Origin of the sequence: Bifidobacterium eulemuris (assembly GCF_014898155.1) — a bacterium.
GTDB classification, from domain to species: Bacteria; Actinomycetota; Actinomycetes; order Actinomycetales; family Bifidobacteriaceae; genus Bifidobacterium; species Bifidobacterium eulemuris.
In genome coordinates, this window is sequence record NZ_CP062938.1 from 1,044,087 (window position 1) to 1,058,928 (window position 14,842).

General features: G+C 62.8%; 9 protein-coding genes and 3 tRNA genes. 4 read left to right on the forward strand and 8 right to left on the reverse strand.

The genetic code is table 11. The features are described from left to right. Positions 1 to 70: 70 nt before the first annotated feature. The 4 genes from glmM to trmB form a co-directional block, all read right to left on the reverse strand. A complete protein-coding gene (glmM, locus tag BE0216_RS04750) occupies positions 71 to 1,456 on the reverse strand; it encodes a phosphoglucosamine mutase (protein ID WP_094636700.1) in 1,386 nt (461 codons plus the stop codon). A gap of 451 nt (positions 1,457 to 1,907) precedes the next feature. Next, a complete protein-coding gene (gene fucO, locus BE0216_RS04755) occupies positions 1,908 to 3,059 on the reverse strand; it encodes a lactaldehyde reductase (RefSeq protein ID WP_094636699.1) in 1,152 nt (383 codons plus the stop codon). A 668-nt stretch (positions 3,060 to 3,727) separates the two neighbouring features. Next, positions 3,728 to 3,802: transfer RNA gene (locus tag BE0216_RS04760), tRNA-Glu, on the reverse strand. Between the two features lie 59 nt (positions 3,803 to 3,861). Continuing rightward, positions 3,862 to 4,719: a tRNA (guanosine(46)-N7)-methyltransferase TrmB gene (gene trmB / locus BE0216_RS04765; RefSeq protein ID WP_094636698.1), complete on the reverse strand. Its 858-nt coding sequence runs from the start codon at positions 4,717 to 4,719 to the stop codon at positions 3,862 to 3,864. Between the two features lie 251 nt (positions 4,720 to 4,970). On the opposite strand from trmB, the gene galE reads away from it, so the two are divergent. From galE to BE0216_RS04785, 4 genes are all read left to right on the forward strand, one after another. Further along, the gene (gene galE, locus BE0216_RS04770; RefSeq protein ID WP_094636697.1) at positions 4,971 to 5,981 is read left to right on the forward strand and encodes a UDP-glucose 4-epimerase GalE; all 1,011 of its coding nucleotides are present in this window, start codon (positions 4,971 to 4,973) and stop codon (positions 5,979 to 5,981) included. Positions 5,982 to 6,368: 387 nt separating this feature from the next. Further along, a complete protein-coding gene (locus tag BE0216_RS04775; protein WP_226805703.1) occupies positions 6,369 to 7,097 on the forward strand; it encodes a DUF4190 domain-containing protein in 729 nt (242 codons plus the stop codon). A 152-nt stretch (positions 7,098 to 7,249) separates the two neighbouring features. After that, positions 7,250 to 7,323 (forward strand) — tRNA-Asp (locus BE0216_RS04780). 46 nt (positions 7,324 to 7,369) lie between these two features. Continuing rightward, positions 7,370 to 7,445: transfer RNA gene (locus tag BE0216_RS04785), tRNA-Phe, on the forward strand. 1,343 nt (positions 7,446 to 8,788) lie between these two features. Here the strand turns inward: BE0216_RS04785 and BE0216_RS04790 are convergent. From BE0216_RS04790 to BE0216_RS04805, 4 genes are all read right to left on the reverse strand, one after another. Further along, the gene (locus tag BE0216_RS04790; protein ID WP_143249287.1) at positions 8,789 to 9,331 is read right to left on the reverse strand and encodes a hypothetical protein; all 543 of its coding nucleotides are present in this window, start codon (positions 9,329 to 9,331) and stop codon (positions 8,789 to 8,791) included. 119 nt (positions 9,332 to 9,450) lie between these two features. After that, positions 9,451 to 9,822 carry a PadR family transcriptional regulator gene (locus BE0216_RS04795; RefSeq protein WP_211279918.1) on the reverse strand — a complete coding sequence of 124 codons (372 nt, stop codon included), beginning with the start codon at positions 9,820 to 9,822 and terminating at the stop codon, positions 9,451 to 9,453. A gap of 402 nt (positions 9,823 to 10,224) precedes the next feature. Further along, positions 10,225 to 11,523 carry a glycoside hydrolase family 125 protein gene (locus tag BE0216_RS04800; protein ID WP_094636695.1) on the reverse strand — a complete coding sequence of 433 codons (1,299 nt, stop codon included), beginning with the start codon at positions 11,521 to 11,523 and terminating at the stop codon, positions 10,225 to 10,227. A 10-nt stretch (positions 11,524 to 11,533) separates the two neighbouring features. Beyond that, positions 11,534 to 14,689 carry an alpha-mannosidase gene (locus tag BE0216_RS04805; protein WP_094636694.1) on the reverse strand — a complete coding sequence of 1,052 codons (3,156 nt, stop codon included), beginning with the start codon at positions 14,687 to 14,689 and terminating at the stop codon, positions 11,534 to 11,536. Between the last annotated feature and the right edge of the window lie 153 nt (positions 14,690 to 14,842).

The following is a 14,842-nucleotide window of genomic DNA, read 5'->3' on the forward strand; positions in this document are numbered from 1 at the left end:
GTGGGATTCCTTTATGTCCTTATACGTACAGGGCAAACATTATTGTCTAGCACACGCACGACCGACACGCTTACAGCGCGAGTTCGTCGGCGACCACCTGCGCCAGGCGGGCGCACACCTCGTCGGCCATCTCCTGCGTGGCGGCCTCGGCCATCACGCGCACCAGCGGCTCGGTGCCGGAGGGGCGCAGCAGCACGCGTCCGGTGCCGCCCAACAACTCCTCCTCGCGCGCGACCGCGGCCTGCACGGAGGCGTTCGTGTCCGCGGCGGCCTTGTCGACGTTCGGCACGTTCACCAGCGTCTGCGGCAGCTGGGGGAAGTCGGCGGCGAGGGCTTTGAGGCTCTTGCCCGACCTCATCACCTCGTTGCACAGCATCAGCGCGGTCAGCGTGCCGTCACCGGTGGTGGCGAACTCGCGGTTGATCACATGGCCGGACTGTTCGCCGCCGAGCGTGTAGCCGCCGCGCAGCATCTCTTCCAGCACGTAACGATCGCCCACGCCGGTCTCCACCGTCTTGATGCCCATGTCGTTGAGCGCGAGTTTGAGACCGAGGTTGCTCATCACGGTGATGACCAGCGTGTCGTGCGCGAGCGTGCCCTCGTTCTTCTTGGAGCGGGCGAGGATGCCCATGATCTGGTCGCCATTGACCATATTGCCGTCCTCGTCCACCGCGAGGCAACGGTCGGCGTCGCCGTCGAAGGCCACGCCCATCATCGCGTCCGAGGCCTTGACCATGGCCTGCAGCTGCTCGGGATGCGTCGATCCGGCGTTCTTGTTGATGTTGTAGCCGTCCGGCGAGGCGTTGATCACCACCACTTCCGCGCCCGCGCGGCGCAACGCTTCGGGAGCGACCACCGAGGTGGCGCCGTTCGCGCAGTCGGCGACGATTTTCAGCCCTTTCAGCGGCGTCGGCTGGCTTTTATCGGGTTGCACCGGGGCGATGGTGGAGACCAGATGGTCGATGTACAGGTTGGTGGCGGTTACGGTGTCATGGCTCACACGGCCCACGCCGGCACCGGTCGGGCGTTCCCAGTCCTGGCCGAGCACCGCCTCGATCTGCTCCTCCTTGCTGTCGGGCAGTTTGAAACCGCCGCGCGCGAAGAACTTGATGCCGTTGTCCGGCATGGCGTTGTGGGATGCGGAGATCACCGCGCCCATCTCTACGTTCAGCACGGAGGTCAGATACGCCACGCCGGGCGTGGGGATGATGCCCGCGTCGATCACGTCGAAACCGCCGGCGCTCATGCCGGCGGACAGGGCGGCGGCCAGAAAGTCGCCGGAGACGCGGGTGTCGCGGCCGACCAGAGCGCGACGGCGGCCTTCGGGCTGGTCGTCCTTCGTGCCCGAATCACCCAGCACGCGCACCGCCGCGTCGCCCAGATCCAGCGCCAGCTGCGCCGTCAGATCGCGATTCGCCAGTCCGCGCACGCCATCGGTTCCAAACATCTTCGGCATATTATCCGCCCCGCCTATCCTTCGCTTGGATTCATCAGACGGCGACCGACGGCCGCCCGACGAACGAATCCTCACCGGTCATTCGTTTCTATGGTTTTCTGGTTTTACAGTTCCATGGCTTTACAGTTTCCTATCTGTACAGCGCACCATCGTAACCGGCGTATGTAAATAAACGCTTATAAATCGCGGGATGTTGCCCTTTTCTTCAAACTCCTCGGCGCGCCGAATATGCGAAAGCCGCGGCGGATGTTCGTCCGCCGCGGCTTTCCTTCTTCGTCATCCCGAGCGGAGGCCTTCGGGCCGGAGTCGAGGGATCCCTCGACTGCGCTCGGGATGACGAAATAAAGGAGACGCACCCCGCTCGGGATGACGAGACGGGGAGGCGTGGGCCGCCCCCTTTCTTCGTCATCCCGAGCGGAGCGCGTGGCGCGTAGTCGAGGGATCTCTTCGGTTACATGAGGCTGGTGTAGATGGCGAGGATGTCCGCTTCGGTGGCGGGGCGGGGGTTGCCGGGGGTGCACACGTCGTTGAACGCGTCGTGGGCCAGGCCGGCCAGGTCGTCCTGGGTGGCGCCGACCTCGCTGATGGTGGTCGGGTTGCCGAGTTTGACGGTCAGGTCGCGCACCGCGTCGACCGCGGCCTGGCGGGCCTGGTCGAGGGGCATGTCGTACGCGCCGGCGACGCCGAACGCGTCGGCGATGTCGCGGTACTTCTCGCCGGTATAGTCCTTGTTGTAGTCCATGACCGGGGCGAGCAGGATGCCGTTGGCCACGCCGTGGGCCACGTTCAAACGTCCGCCGAGCGGGTGGGCCATGCCGTGCACGAGCCCGAGCCCCACGTTGGAGTAGGCCATGCCGGTGATGTAGCTGGCGTAGGCCATCTGCTCGCCGGCGGGCACGTCGCCGTCCGCGCTCTTGGCGAGATTGGCCGCGATCATGCGGATGGTCTGCATGCTCAGGCAGTCGGACAGGCTCCACGCGCCCGGGGTGACGTAGCCCTCGATCGCGTGGGTGAGGGCGTCCAGGCCGGTGGCGACCTTCAGGCCGCGCGGCATCGAGTCGGTCAGGTCGGGGTCCACGAACGCGACCAGGGGGATGTCGTGCGGGTCGACCGCCACGAACTTGCGCCTGTTGGCGGTGTCGGTGACCACGTAGTTGATGGTGGTCTCGGAGGCGGTGCCGGCGGTGGTGGGCACGCCGAAGATCGGCACGGAAGGATGCTTGGTGTCGGCCACGCCCTCCAGGGAGAGCACGTCGGAGAACTCGGGGTTCGCGGCCACGATCCCGATGCCCTTGCACGTGTCCTGCGGACTGCCGCCGCCCAGACCGATCAGGAAATCCGCGCCCGAGGCGGCGAACTTCTCCACGCCGTCCTTGATGCACTCGACCGGCGGGTTCGGCTTCACGTTGTCGAAGATCTCGTAGGGCATGCCCGCCGCGTCGAGCACGTCGGTGACCTTCCCCACGGTGCCGGTCTCGACCAGCACCGGATCGGTCACGATGAACGCCTTCGTGAAGCCGTGCGACTTGGCCACACCCGGAATCTCCTGGATCGCGCCGCGACCGAAATACGCCGACTGGTTGAAAATCATACGATAGACCATACTTGCTCTCCTTTGAAGCTGGTGCGTTCTGTTGGTGGCGAATTGTTCATCCTCTGAACAATTCACTGATTCATCAGTGTAATCCCGCCTGTGAGCGTTCACTGAAAACACGCTGAACGTGTCGTGCGCCGCCTTTTCGTTCGAAACGTCCTCGGACCGGTTTACAACGCTTTAACCATAGGGGGTGTGGCATCGACGGCGTTTCAACGGTTTGAGGGGCCCAGTGGTTAAATCGTTGTAGTTGACATACCGTCACTTACAACGCTTTAACCATTCACCTCTTAAAATCGGCCTAATGTCGTCGGCACCACATCCCCTATGGTTAAAGCGTTGTAATCGACGAGACCGACGAATCCTAGACGACGCCCACATCGCGGACATAAGGTTTGGGACCCGGCCTTTCCGAGCCTTGCAGGTTAAGTGACAAAATGTGGGTCTTAAATCCGGTGTGGGGTGTTGTCGCGCAACGCGTGTCGCGGGGGTTTTAACGCGTGGGGTGTTGATCGGGCGGGATGGTTGACTTTCCTGGTGTTTCGTACTTCCACTGTCACGGGATGCATGGGCAGGAGAAAATCGGCGAGTACCAAACGGGTACCAAAACGGGCCGGCGGTGGAAATGAAAAAGTCCGAAACCCTTGAGATTTCGGACTTTGACGGGCTTGCGCCCTTGGTACCCCCAGAGAGAGTCGAACTCTCGTTGTCAGATTGAAAGTCTGGTGTCCTAACCGTTAGACGATGGGGGCAGACAACTCGTGCTATATTACACAGCGGCTCCCGCGTGCGCAAACACGGCGTGTCGGGCTCACACCTTGCGATAGGTGAAGTCGTGGATGATTCGGCCGGCGGCCAGGCCCTTCTTTTCGAAGTTGGTGAGCACACGGCCGTCGAAGCGCTCGGATTCCTCGAAGTCGGCGTGCGGCATCTCGGCGGCGAGTTCGGCGTTGCCCTTGCCGACGTGGCCGGTGGGTAGGCTCGCGGTCAGGCCGCCTTCGTTGCGCCAGCCCTCGAGCCCGTCCATCACCTCGTGCACGTGCAGCGCGTAGTCCTCGATGTCGGTGGCGATGCGCCACGCTCCCCCATCGGCCAGCGCGCGGCGGATCTCGCCGGCCAGCCCCTCCTGCACGATGCGGCGCTTGTGGTGCTTCTTCTTGGGCCACGGGTCGGGGAAGAAGGTCCACACCTCGGCGGCCACGCCATCGGCCATGACCTTGAACAGTTCGGGCGCGTTGACCTGGGCCACGCGGATATTGGACAGCTCCTGCTTGCCGGCCAAAAGCAGCGTGTGGGCCACGCCGGGGTCGTACACCTCCAACGCGAGGAAGTTCGTTTCGGGATGAGCTGCCGCGGCGGCAACCACGTTCTCACCCTGCCCGCTGCCGATCTCCACCACCAACGGATTGCCGTTGCCCCAGATCTCCCGCACGTACGCCTGGTCGAACACGAATCCGGGGCGCACATCCAGCGATCCTTCGCCGGCGTTGACGTCCAGCATATACCGCTCGGCGAACGCGTCCCACGCACGTTGCAGACGCGCGTCCAACCGGCCGGATCGACGCACGAACGACAGCACCTTGTGCAGCGGATGCCCCGACGGGCTCCCACCCGCCGCGAGGGCGTCGTTCTCGTTGGTTTCTGGGGAGCCTGTCGCTCGCTCGGTCATCACAACTCACTTCCGTAGGCGTTTTCGTTCCGCAGATGCCGTCCCATTATCCACCATGCCCTACCGATTGGCAGGACCATGCCATCCGCCGGCACTTTTTCGCCGCGTCCCAGCACGCCACCGCGTGTTCGATTATGTTCATGTGATACACTGAAATTGTTCCAAAAGATAACAAACTAGAGCAAAAGTGAACAGCAATTACATTCCAACCCCACTCGCTTTTGCACACCGACGAAACGAAAGGCCAGCACATGACAGTACTCGTCACAGGCGGATGCGGATATATCGGCGCCCACGTCGTCCACGCGCTCCATCAGGCCGGCGAGAAGGTCGTCGTGGTCGACGATCTGAGCTACGGCAAACCCACCCGCATCGAAGGCGCGCGCCTCTACGGCATGGATATCGCCTCCCCCGACGCGGGCAACCGCCTCGCCGAAATCATGAAGGCGGAGGACGTGGACTCCGTCATCCACTTCGCCGCCCGCAAGCAGGTGGGCGAATCCGTCGAAAAGCCGCTGTGGTACTACCAGCAGAACATCAACGGCATGCTCAACGTGCTCATCGGCATGAAGGAGTCCGGCGCGAAGAAGCTCGTGTTCTCTTCCTCCGCCGCCACCTACGGCGTGCCGCCGGTCGACGTGGTGCCCGAGGACGTGGTGCCGATGCTGCCGATCAACCCCTACGGCCAGACCAAACTGTTCGGCGAGTGGATGGCCCGCGCCTGTGAGGAGCCCTACGGCATCCGCTTCTGCGGCCTGCGCTACTTCAACGTGGCCGGCTGCGGACCGGTCGAACTCGAGGATCCGGCGATCCTGAACCTCATCCCCATGCTGTTCGACCGTCTGCAGCGCGGCAAGGCGCCCGCCATCTTCGGCGACGACTACCCCACCCCGGACGGCACCTGCGTGCGCGACTACATCCACGTCTCCGATCTGGCCGACGCGCATATCGCCGCCCTGAAGTACCTCGACCGCGACGAACGCAAGTACGACGCCTTCAACGTGGGCACCGGCGAAGGCACCTCCGTGCGCCAGATCGTCGACGAGGTCAAGAAGGTCACCGGACTGCCGTTCACCGAGGCGGTCATGCCCCGCCGCGCCGGCGACCCGCCGCACCTGATCGGCTCCCCCAAGCGCATCAACGAGGAGATGGGCTGGCACGCCAAGTACAACGTGGAGGACATCGTGAAGTCCGCGTGGGAGGCCTGGCAGGCCAATCCGGAGCATCACATCGACGTCGAGAGCTGGAAGCAGGCCGACTAGCGGCCCCACGGACCACGGTCCATACACCACGGTCCGCATTCGACGGAGACTTCTCCCATCGAAATACGCCCCAACCCGGTAGCACGGAACCTCCGCTACCGGGTTTCACTATTTATGCGGGCCAGCCGACGACCAACCGGCCGAAAACATACGTCGTCCCTCGCGCGACCGGGGCCTCACCATTCATGCGGGCGCATACGATCCGCATCCCACCGCAACCGAAGTTTCACCGATACCATCAGGCGAACAGACAGCGGGAATCGTTCGAGCACCACCGGCACGCATCCCCGGCCCCGATTGGAACACTCCTATCGCCCAGCGCGCCTCCTGTCATCAACCGTCCACGAAACCGGCGAACGATGACGCCGCAGTCTATACTTGGAGTGCATGAGCGATACCAACACCTCACCGACGCCGCAGCCGTCGAATAATCCCCAAACCGATTCCTTCTCCCCCGCCGCAACGCCGGCCGGCTCCGCAACGGATTCCACGGCCGCGCAGCAGCCCACGCAGTCCGCCTACGGCTACGAACAGCCCGCCGCGCAATCCGACCCCTACACACAGCCTTATGCGCAGCCGTACGCCCAGCAGGCGGCCCAGACCGGCGACCAGACCCCCATGCCCGAGTACGGCCAATACGCCGCACCCGCATACGGCCAATACGCCCAGCAGAACAACGCCGGATACACGTATCCGCCCCAAGGCGTTCCCGGCCAGCAGTACCCGCCGCAGGGTGCCTACTACTACGGGCAGCCTGTACCGACCGAACGCTGGAACGCGCTGTCCATCGCCGGATTCGTCCTGTCGTTCCTGATCTCCCCGGTCGGTCTGATCCTGTCGATCGTCGCGCTGGTGCAGATCAACAAAAGCCATGAGAAAAGCAAAGGCATGGCCATCGCAGGCATCATCATCGGCGCGCTGGGCACGGTGCTGGCCGTTGTGCTGTTCGCGCTCGTCATATGGCTCGTCGGATACTCGGTCGATCATATGGGCGACTACAGCATGTCCTGCGACTCCAGCGGCAATTGCTACTTCGAAAACGGCGACTATGGCATGTCCTACGAGGAACTGGAGCGCATGCTCGACGGTTACACCTCGTCACTGCCCACAACCTGATAGGCAAAATCCCTGATTTCGCAAGGCTTCCGGAGTGATTCGGAAGCCTTTTTCATTACCTGTGCCCCTTACGACACGCCGAGGTTTGCATGAAGCCTGATTATCGGTAATATATCTACTCGTTGCCTCGCGGAAACGAGAGGAAACACCAAGGCCCCGTAGCTCAGTTGGTTAGAGCGCCGCCCTGTCACGGCGGAGGTCGCCGGTTCAAGTCCGGTCGGGGTCGCTTGGATAGTAGGAACCCGGTTCGCCGGGTTTTTTTAACTGTTCATGGCTCTGTAGCTCAGTTGGTAGAGCGAACGACTGAAAATCGTTAGGTCAGCGGATCGATCCCGCTCGGAGCCACCACCAAACCTCGCAGCAATGCGAGGTTTTTTGTTTTCCTCCCCGCATGGTGGCCCGTGGGGGTTATAGGCCAAATTGTGTGTCTAGTGGTTCTTGTTATTCGGTGGCGTCGGGGTATCGGGTGTGGGTGTGGAATTCGTTCCAGTCGATGCCGGTGCCGTAGGTCAACGGCCAAATGTGTGTCTGGAATAGTCTCTGAGGTCGTGTGATGCAAGGGTTTGAGAGCTTTTGAATGTGGCCGAGGGCGATCTTCAGGGCCGGCCGGGACGCGCTTCCGCAATCGTCCGCGGAGCCTTGCGGTGGCGGGATGAGACCCTGCCGAACGCGCCCGTTCAAGGAACAAGGAATCCTTTGCTTCCGGCCCGCCACAGTCTGACGCGGAGGAACGATCCCATCGGCGCGGGAAGAACGCGCCAGCACGGCACGCCCCGCGATCCCGAGGACGCTCTTTGCCGGAGTGGCCGGATCGACAACCACCGACCAACCACTGCGACAGCCCCGTCAACGTGGACGGATCGGCAGTTACCGACCATCCATCCACGATGACACTCCCCTCAACGTGGACGGACTGGCAGTTACTGACCATTCATCCACGCCAAGCGCGCTCAGCGTGGACAGTTCAACAGTTACTGACCATTCGTCCACGATGACACACCTCCCAACGTGGATGGATTAGCGGTTACTGACGGTTCGTCCACGCTAGTCGCGCTCAGCGTGGATGGACTGGCAGTTACTGACCATTCATCCATGGTGGCACACCCCTCAACGTGGATGGACTGACAGTTGCTGACGGTTCGCCCACGCCAGGCCCACTCAACGTGGACGGACTGGCGGTTGCTGACCACTCATCCACGGTGACGCGCCCCTCAGTGTGGACGAATCGACAGTCACCGACCATCCATCCACGGTGTCACACCCCTCAGCGTGGACGGACCGGCAGTTGCTGACCATCCATCCACGCCGACGCCCTCCGGCGTTACGGTGATTACCCGGAACCAGACCTTCGGCCCCAGAACGCGACGGGGCACAGGATGGCCGACGACGAGCCGCGCTCCGGATCCCCACACCGCCAGCGGATCCCCTCCATCGAGGTTCCGCCGTTCCCCTTCGTCCCGCCGCCGCACGCCGGACACAATGAAAATCCTCACGCCGTTCAGGAAACCACTTTCGAACCCCACGCGCGACAACCGGGACAACGCCCCAAGCGCGTTTCCGGACACACATTCTGGCCGGCCTCAAAACCGCGCCCCGCCACATTTCAACACCCCGGAACCCAACGGGCACAACGCCCCACGGGCCATTTCAGACACACATTTTGGCCTATAACCCCGAACCGTCCGGAAGAATCAATCCTCCAGAAAATCGATGGCCAGCGCGATGACGACGACTCCCACGAAGATAATCACACCGATCAACACATGTATGCGAATCACCGGTTCGCGAAAGAACAGGGAAAAGCCGCTGGCGATCATCAGGCCTACCCCATAGCCGACCCATGTGACGATTTTGCGACGGGACCAACGCCCCCGCCCGAACATATCGAAAACATGGCGAGTGAGCTGCCGCACCAGAACAATCACCAGCGTGATGAATATCGCGTATTGAATAATGGTGCCTAGAGAAAAGACCAGCATCGGCAACGTCGAGTCGACGCCCCCACGAATAAGCCCCGCCAGCAGCAGGCATCCACATTCAAACGCCAGCACGGCGAACAGCACGCCCAGATGCCCGAGGAAACGCCGCTTGAGCGACGCATGCGGCACGGCGGCGATGATCTCATCGCAGAAAGCCTGATAATCCTCGCCCAATACGTTTTTGGCGGTCTGCCCGCGTCGCTCACCGTCGATCACCATGGTGATGATGTCACGACGCACAAGCTCCTGCTGCATATTCGTCAATTTCGAGGATCGCAGATACCACGTGATATTGGTAAGCGCATCCCAATCGATGGGCCCGACCTGACGTACGAGCTCGTTGTTGGCCCTGCGAAGTCTGCGGCTGCTCCTGCTCATGATTCGATCTCCTGGACTGTTGGGGATTTCAGCGGCACGGCATCCGCGAATAGGGAGTCCACCGCGCCGGCAAGCGTGTTGAACTGCATGTGGAATTCCCTCAACGCGGCTTCGCCCTGTGTGGTGAGGGTGTAGTACTTGCGTTTGGGCCCCAACACCGATTGTCGGTATTGAGAGGCGATGCAACCGTTTCGTTCCAGCCTCAACAGCACCGGATAGATGGTCCCCTCCGCTATTGCGCCGAAGCCATAGTCCGACAGCTGCTGGGAGATGGCGTACCCATAGGTCTCCTCGCGTGCGATCACCGCGAGGACGCAACCTTCGATAACGCCTTTCAGCATCTGTGTCGGCACCATTGCCTCGCCCATATTCACCCCCTTACCCTGCCTCATTCACACCAAGTAGTATCTTGTAAGACAAGATACTACTATTTTGCAAAACAAGCTAGTGGGTGACCGGAATTCCATCAACCGCGAACCGCCGCCAAGACAATCGGAAGAACGCAGTCCTGGTCGGATCTCGCCACTTCGCCGCTATTCTGTCCTCATACCCCAGATTCACAGCAGCTGGATCCCCATCCGCCGGCCTATATACGCCCGCCACACCCGGCTCCGAAAGCCCAAAACCCATTCATAACGAAAGAAAACGAGTTTGGTGTGTCCGGTTCGTCTGCCAACGCCGATCTCACACACCGAACTCGAGAATCAAACGTTTTAGCAAAACTCAGTTGAACAGCCGGACACACCAAACTCGAAAAGACCCGTTCAAGCTCAACGCTTGACGCGGATTCCGAAATAGTCCATGACGAGTTCGCAGAACATCATATTGGACCAGGAGAACCATTCGCGCGTGTATTTCGTCGGATCGTCCACGCACACGCCCTCATGCATGAGGTTCGTACCGGCGTCGATGGCGACCAGATTGTCGAGAATCGCGGCCTTGGCCTCCCGGTCCTCACAGGTCAGCCCTTCGATGCTGCGCGCGATCGGCCACACATACCGTTCGGGCGTGTGGGGCGAGCCGATGCCGCGCGTGTACGGACCGGCGTAATAGTACGGATTCTCCTCACCGAGCAACGTGCGGCGGGTGGCCAGATAGGTCGGATCGTCGGCGGCGCAATACCCGAGATACGGTGCGGCGAGCAGGCTGGGCACGTTCGCGTCGTCCATAACGACCGCATGTCCCAGGCCGTCGACCTCGTAGGCGTAGATCGTCTCGCCGGCGGCATTGCTCACGCGCGCATGCGTTTCGATGCCGTCGCGAATCCGCGCGGAAAGCCAGCCGGCCCGTCGTGCGATATCCTCGTCCGGAATGATGTCGGTGAAGATGCGCTCCACATAGCCCAGCACCACCACGGCGAACATATTCGAAGGAACCAGATAATGGTAGGTGCAGGCGTCGTCGCTGGGGCGGAAGCCCGACCATGACATGCCGGTGTCCGCCACCGGCGTGCCCCGACCGTCGCGAGCCAGCGACTCGGTGGGAATGTCGCAATCCCGCACAAAGAAGTACGGCGAGCGCGCGGCATGGTCCTGCTCCGTTTCGATCACGTCGAGCACACGCCTGATGCCGGCGATGAAGGTCTCGTCGAAATGATCGCAACGCCCGGTGTTGGCGTGGAGCAGCCAGGCCAGTTGGATCGGATAGCACAGCGAGTCGAGTTCGTATTTGCGTTCCCAGAACCATGGGCTCGACACATCGGTCTGGTCGTTCGGGTCCCACGTGTTGCCGTTGGGCTCCTCGTTGAACGCGTTCGCGTATGGGTCGATGCCGATGTATCGAAACTGCATCCGCACCAGTCCCGCGATCATATCGGCGAGGTCGGCGTCTTGGCCGGCGATCGCCAGATAGGGACGCACCTGCGCGGTGGAGTCGCGCAGCCACATCGCCGGGATGTCGCCGGTGAGCACGAATGTGGTGCCGTCGTCATGGCGTCGGACCGTGGTCAGCAGCGTGTTGGCGAAGCAGGCGTTGAAATTGCGCGCCCATGCCTCGTGCTCCGATCCGCACAACTCGGTGATATGGTCCATGAAACGTTGGACGGATGCGGGAATGCTGTCGTATCGCATGGAGTCTCCTTTACTTATTCCCTACTGGTTCGACGCCGTCGATCGGCCGCCGGCTGAAGCGTAGCGTGGCAAGCTGGAAGGGTGCCAGCGAGATCGCCGCGCCTTGCGCCGGACGGACTCCATCGGCATCGAAGGCACGGGGCAGTCCGTCGTCCAATGCGTCGGTTTCCGTGACGGCGACCTCACGTACGATGGCGTCGGCCAGCTCGTCGCACATGGCAAAACTCGCCTTGGCCACACCGCCCGCGGCCTCGTACACGCGTGCGATGATATCACCGGATCCGTCGTCGGCCGTTTTGATCCAGTCCAACACGGGCACGCCCTGAACCTTCTCAAGACGCACCAAGGGCCCGAACGCGGGCACCGCGCCCACATCGGGGGTGGTGAGCCGCGTGGCATCGGCGAGCACGGCGGGCATGTCGGCATTGGCCACCACACTCCACGCGAAGGAATGCAGGCCTTGGTCGGTGCGCGGATCGGGATACAGCGGCGCGCTCAGCAACGACAGGCGGATCATCGTGCCGCGTTCGGCGTGCAGTTCGCTGACATCGGAGCCGTAGGTGCTGGCGTTGACGACGGCGGCCGCGTAGGAGGCGTCGGCCACGCGCACGAAACGGTGCGTGCAGCTTTCGAATTTGGCCTCGTCACTGCGCGTGTTCTTCTGGATCGGCCGTTCGACCAGACCATACTGGCATTCGTATTGGGCGTTAAGCGCCTGCACGGCCACGGGCACGTCCACTTTGAGGAAGCGCTCTTGGGCGCGCCAATCCACATCGGCGGCGAAATCGAGGCTTTTGGCACCGGGACGCAATGTGATGCTCGTGGCGATGACCACGCCTTCGGCCTTGGTGGTCACCTTCACAACGGCCGAGCCGTCGGCGTTCCGCTCCACGCCGTCGACCGTCGCGTCGTCCATGCCGGCGGCGCACAGGAAGGCGTCACGTTGGATATCCCAAGCGTCCCAGTGGAACGGCTCGTCGCGCAGCAGCTCGTAACGTCCGATGCCGGTGCCGGCGGGCACCAGTTCGCGCGCGGACGCGAGATCGACCATCGAGGAGACGACGCCGCTGGGCAGGATGGTGACGCGAAGCAGACCGTTGTCGAGTATGACGGAGTCGCCCACATGGTCCACCCTCACATCTTGCGCTCCGGCATGCCCCATGACGGATGAGGCCTCACGCACGGTCCATGCGGCCTCGGCATCGCCGGCATACGGCGTGATAACCGCATGTTCCACCCGCTCGGCGGCGGGATCGGCGGCGGCGATGGCTTGGGCGGCGTCCTGGGCGATGGCACGCAGGCGTTCGATGTCGCGCGCGTATTCCTCACGCGCCTGGCGGTGCACCCATGCGATGGCCGAGCCGGGCAGGATGTCGTGGAACTGGTTGAGCAGCAGCGTCTTCCAAATGGAATCCAATTCCTCGCGCGGATAGACGTAGCCGGCGTTTTTCAGCGAGGCGGCGGCGCACAGGTATTCGGCGGCGCGCAGCATCGACTCCTCATCGCGGCAGCCGCGCTTCATATCCTGCTGGGCCGTCAACGTGCCGCGATGTAGTTCGAGGTACAGCTCGCCCTTGAACACCGGGGTTTCGCCGCGCGCGTCGTCCACGATGTCGCGGCGCACACGGTCGAACAGTTCGTCCGGCGTGCCGAAATCCACCTTGGGGCAACCCGCCAGGTCACGGTCGCGACGCACGCGTGCGGTCATCTCACGCGTGGGACCGCCGCCGCCATCGCCCCAACCGTAGAGCAGGATGGCGTTGCGCGACAGGTCCTTGTCGAGGAAGTTGCGCTGCGAATACTGCACCTCATGCATGCTCATGGACGAACAGTAGGTGTCGGACGGCGGGAAATGCGTGAGGATCGCGGTGCCGTCGATGCCTTCCCACTCGAAGGAGTGGTGCGGGAACTTGGTGGTGTCGTTCCAGGAGATCTTCTGCGTGAGGAACCAGTCGAATCCGGCGCGGCGGGCGATCTGCGGCCAGGCGCCCGAATAGCCGAAGCTGTCCGGCAGCCAGATGCCGCGCGGCTCGACGCCCAGATGCTCTTTGAAATAGCGGCGACCGAAGGTGATCTGACGGATCAGCGATTCGCCGGCGGGCACCATATTGTCGGATTCGACCCACATGCCGCCCACGGGGATGAACCGCCCCTCCTCGATGCGCCGTTTCATACGGGCGAACAGGTCCGGATGCTCGTCTTCAAGCCAGGCGTACTGTTGGGCGGAGCTCATCGCGTAGGTGAAGTCGGGATCCTCGTCCATCAGCGCAAGCACATTGGAGACGGTGCGGGCCACCTTGCGGCGCGTCTCGCGCACCGGCCACAGCCACGCCGAGTCGATATGCGCATGTCCGATGGCGATATGGTTGATCGCGCTGGACGAGGCGTGTTCGGCCAGCACACCGGCGAGCTCACCGCGCGCGGCGGCAACGGTTTGCGGTTTGCGCTCGTCGTAGACGTTCAGCGAGCGCTGCAACGCCTTGGCGAGCTGCCAGTGGCGCGGATCGTCGCCGTTGAGCTCGCGGATCAGCGACGAGACGGTTTCCAGATCTATGTAATAGTCGAACATGTCCTCGTTGAAGGCGCACACGTCCATGCGGCTGAGCGTGTAGCCGCTCGGATTGCCGTCAGCGCGCTCCCCCAGTTCGGTTGGGGAGAAGGGCGTCGGCCCTTCGACGAAGGGGTTGGCCGCGGCTTCGACGTATACGGTGAAGTTGCCGTCTGCGTCCAATTCCACGTTGGGGGTGCCGTCGGCGGCGACCAGAGGGATCCAACTGTTGCGTGGGTTCGCGGATTTGATGGCGGTGCCGTCGGCCCGGTAGAACAGGCCTTCGGATTGGAAGCCCGGTCCGCGGTGCGCCATCCATCCCAGATCGACGGACAGTTCGACGCGCCTCCCTTTGGCTACGGCCAGATCCACACGGCCGGTGACTTCGAACCAGGTCGTGCCCCAGGTGGTGCCCCAGGTGCCGGGGACGGCGAAGTCGCGCCACTCGACCTGTCCCGCACGCGCGCGGGCGAGGAAGTCCGCCGAGGGTTCGGGTTCGCCGGGATTGTCCGCGGCGCGCAACGCGCAATGCGCGAGCGTGGAGTGGATGTGGGGTTCGACGCGCTGCTGCATGACGCGGTCGCATCGCGCCAACTGCTGGTCGGGTAACAGAAACATATCGACGACTCCTTGTTTGGATCACGTTCGTTGGTGGGTGGTGGTTACGGTATCGGTTCGTTGGATCGCACTGCGGGATGGCGGATCGCACTGCGGGGCGGCATCGGACCAGGCCGTCGCGGGCGGCGTCCGATGACCGCGACGGCTTGGTCC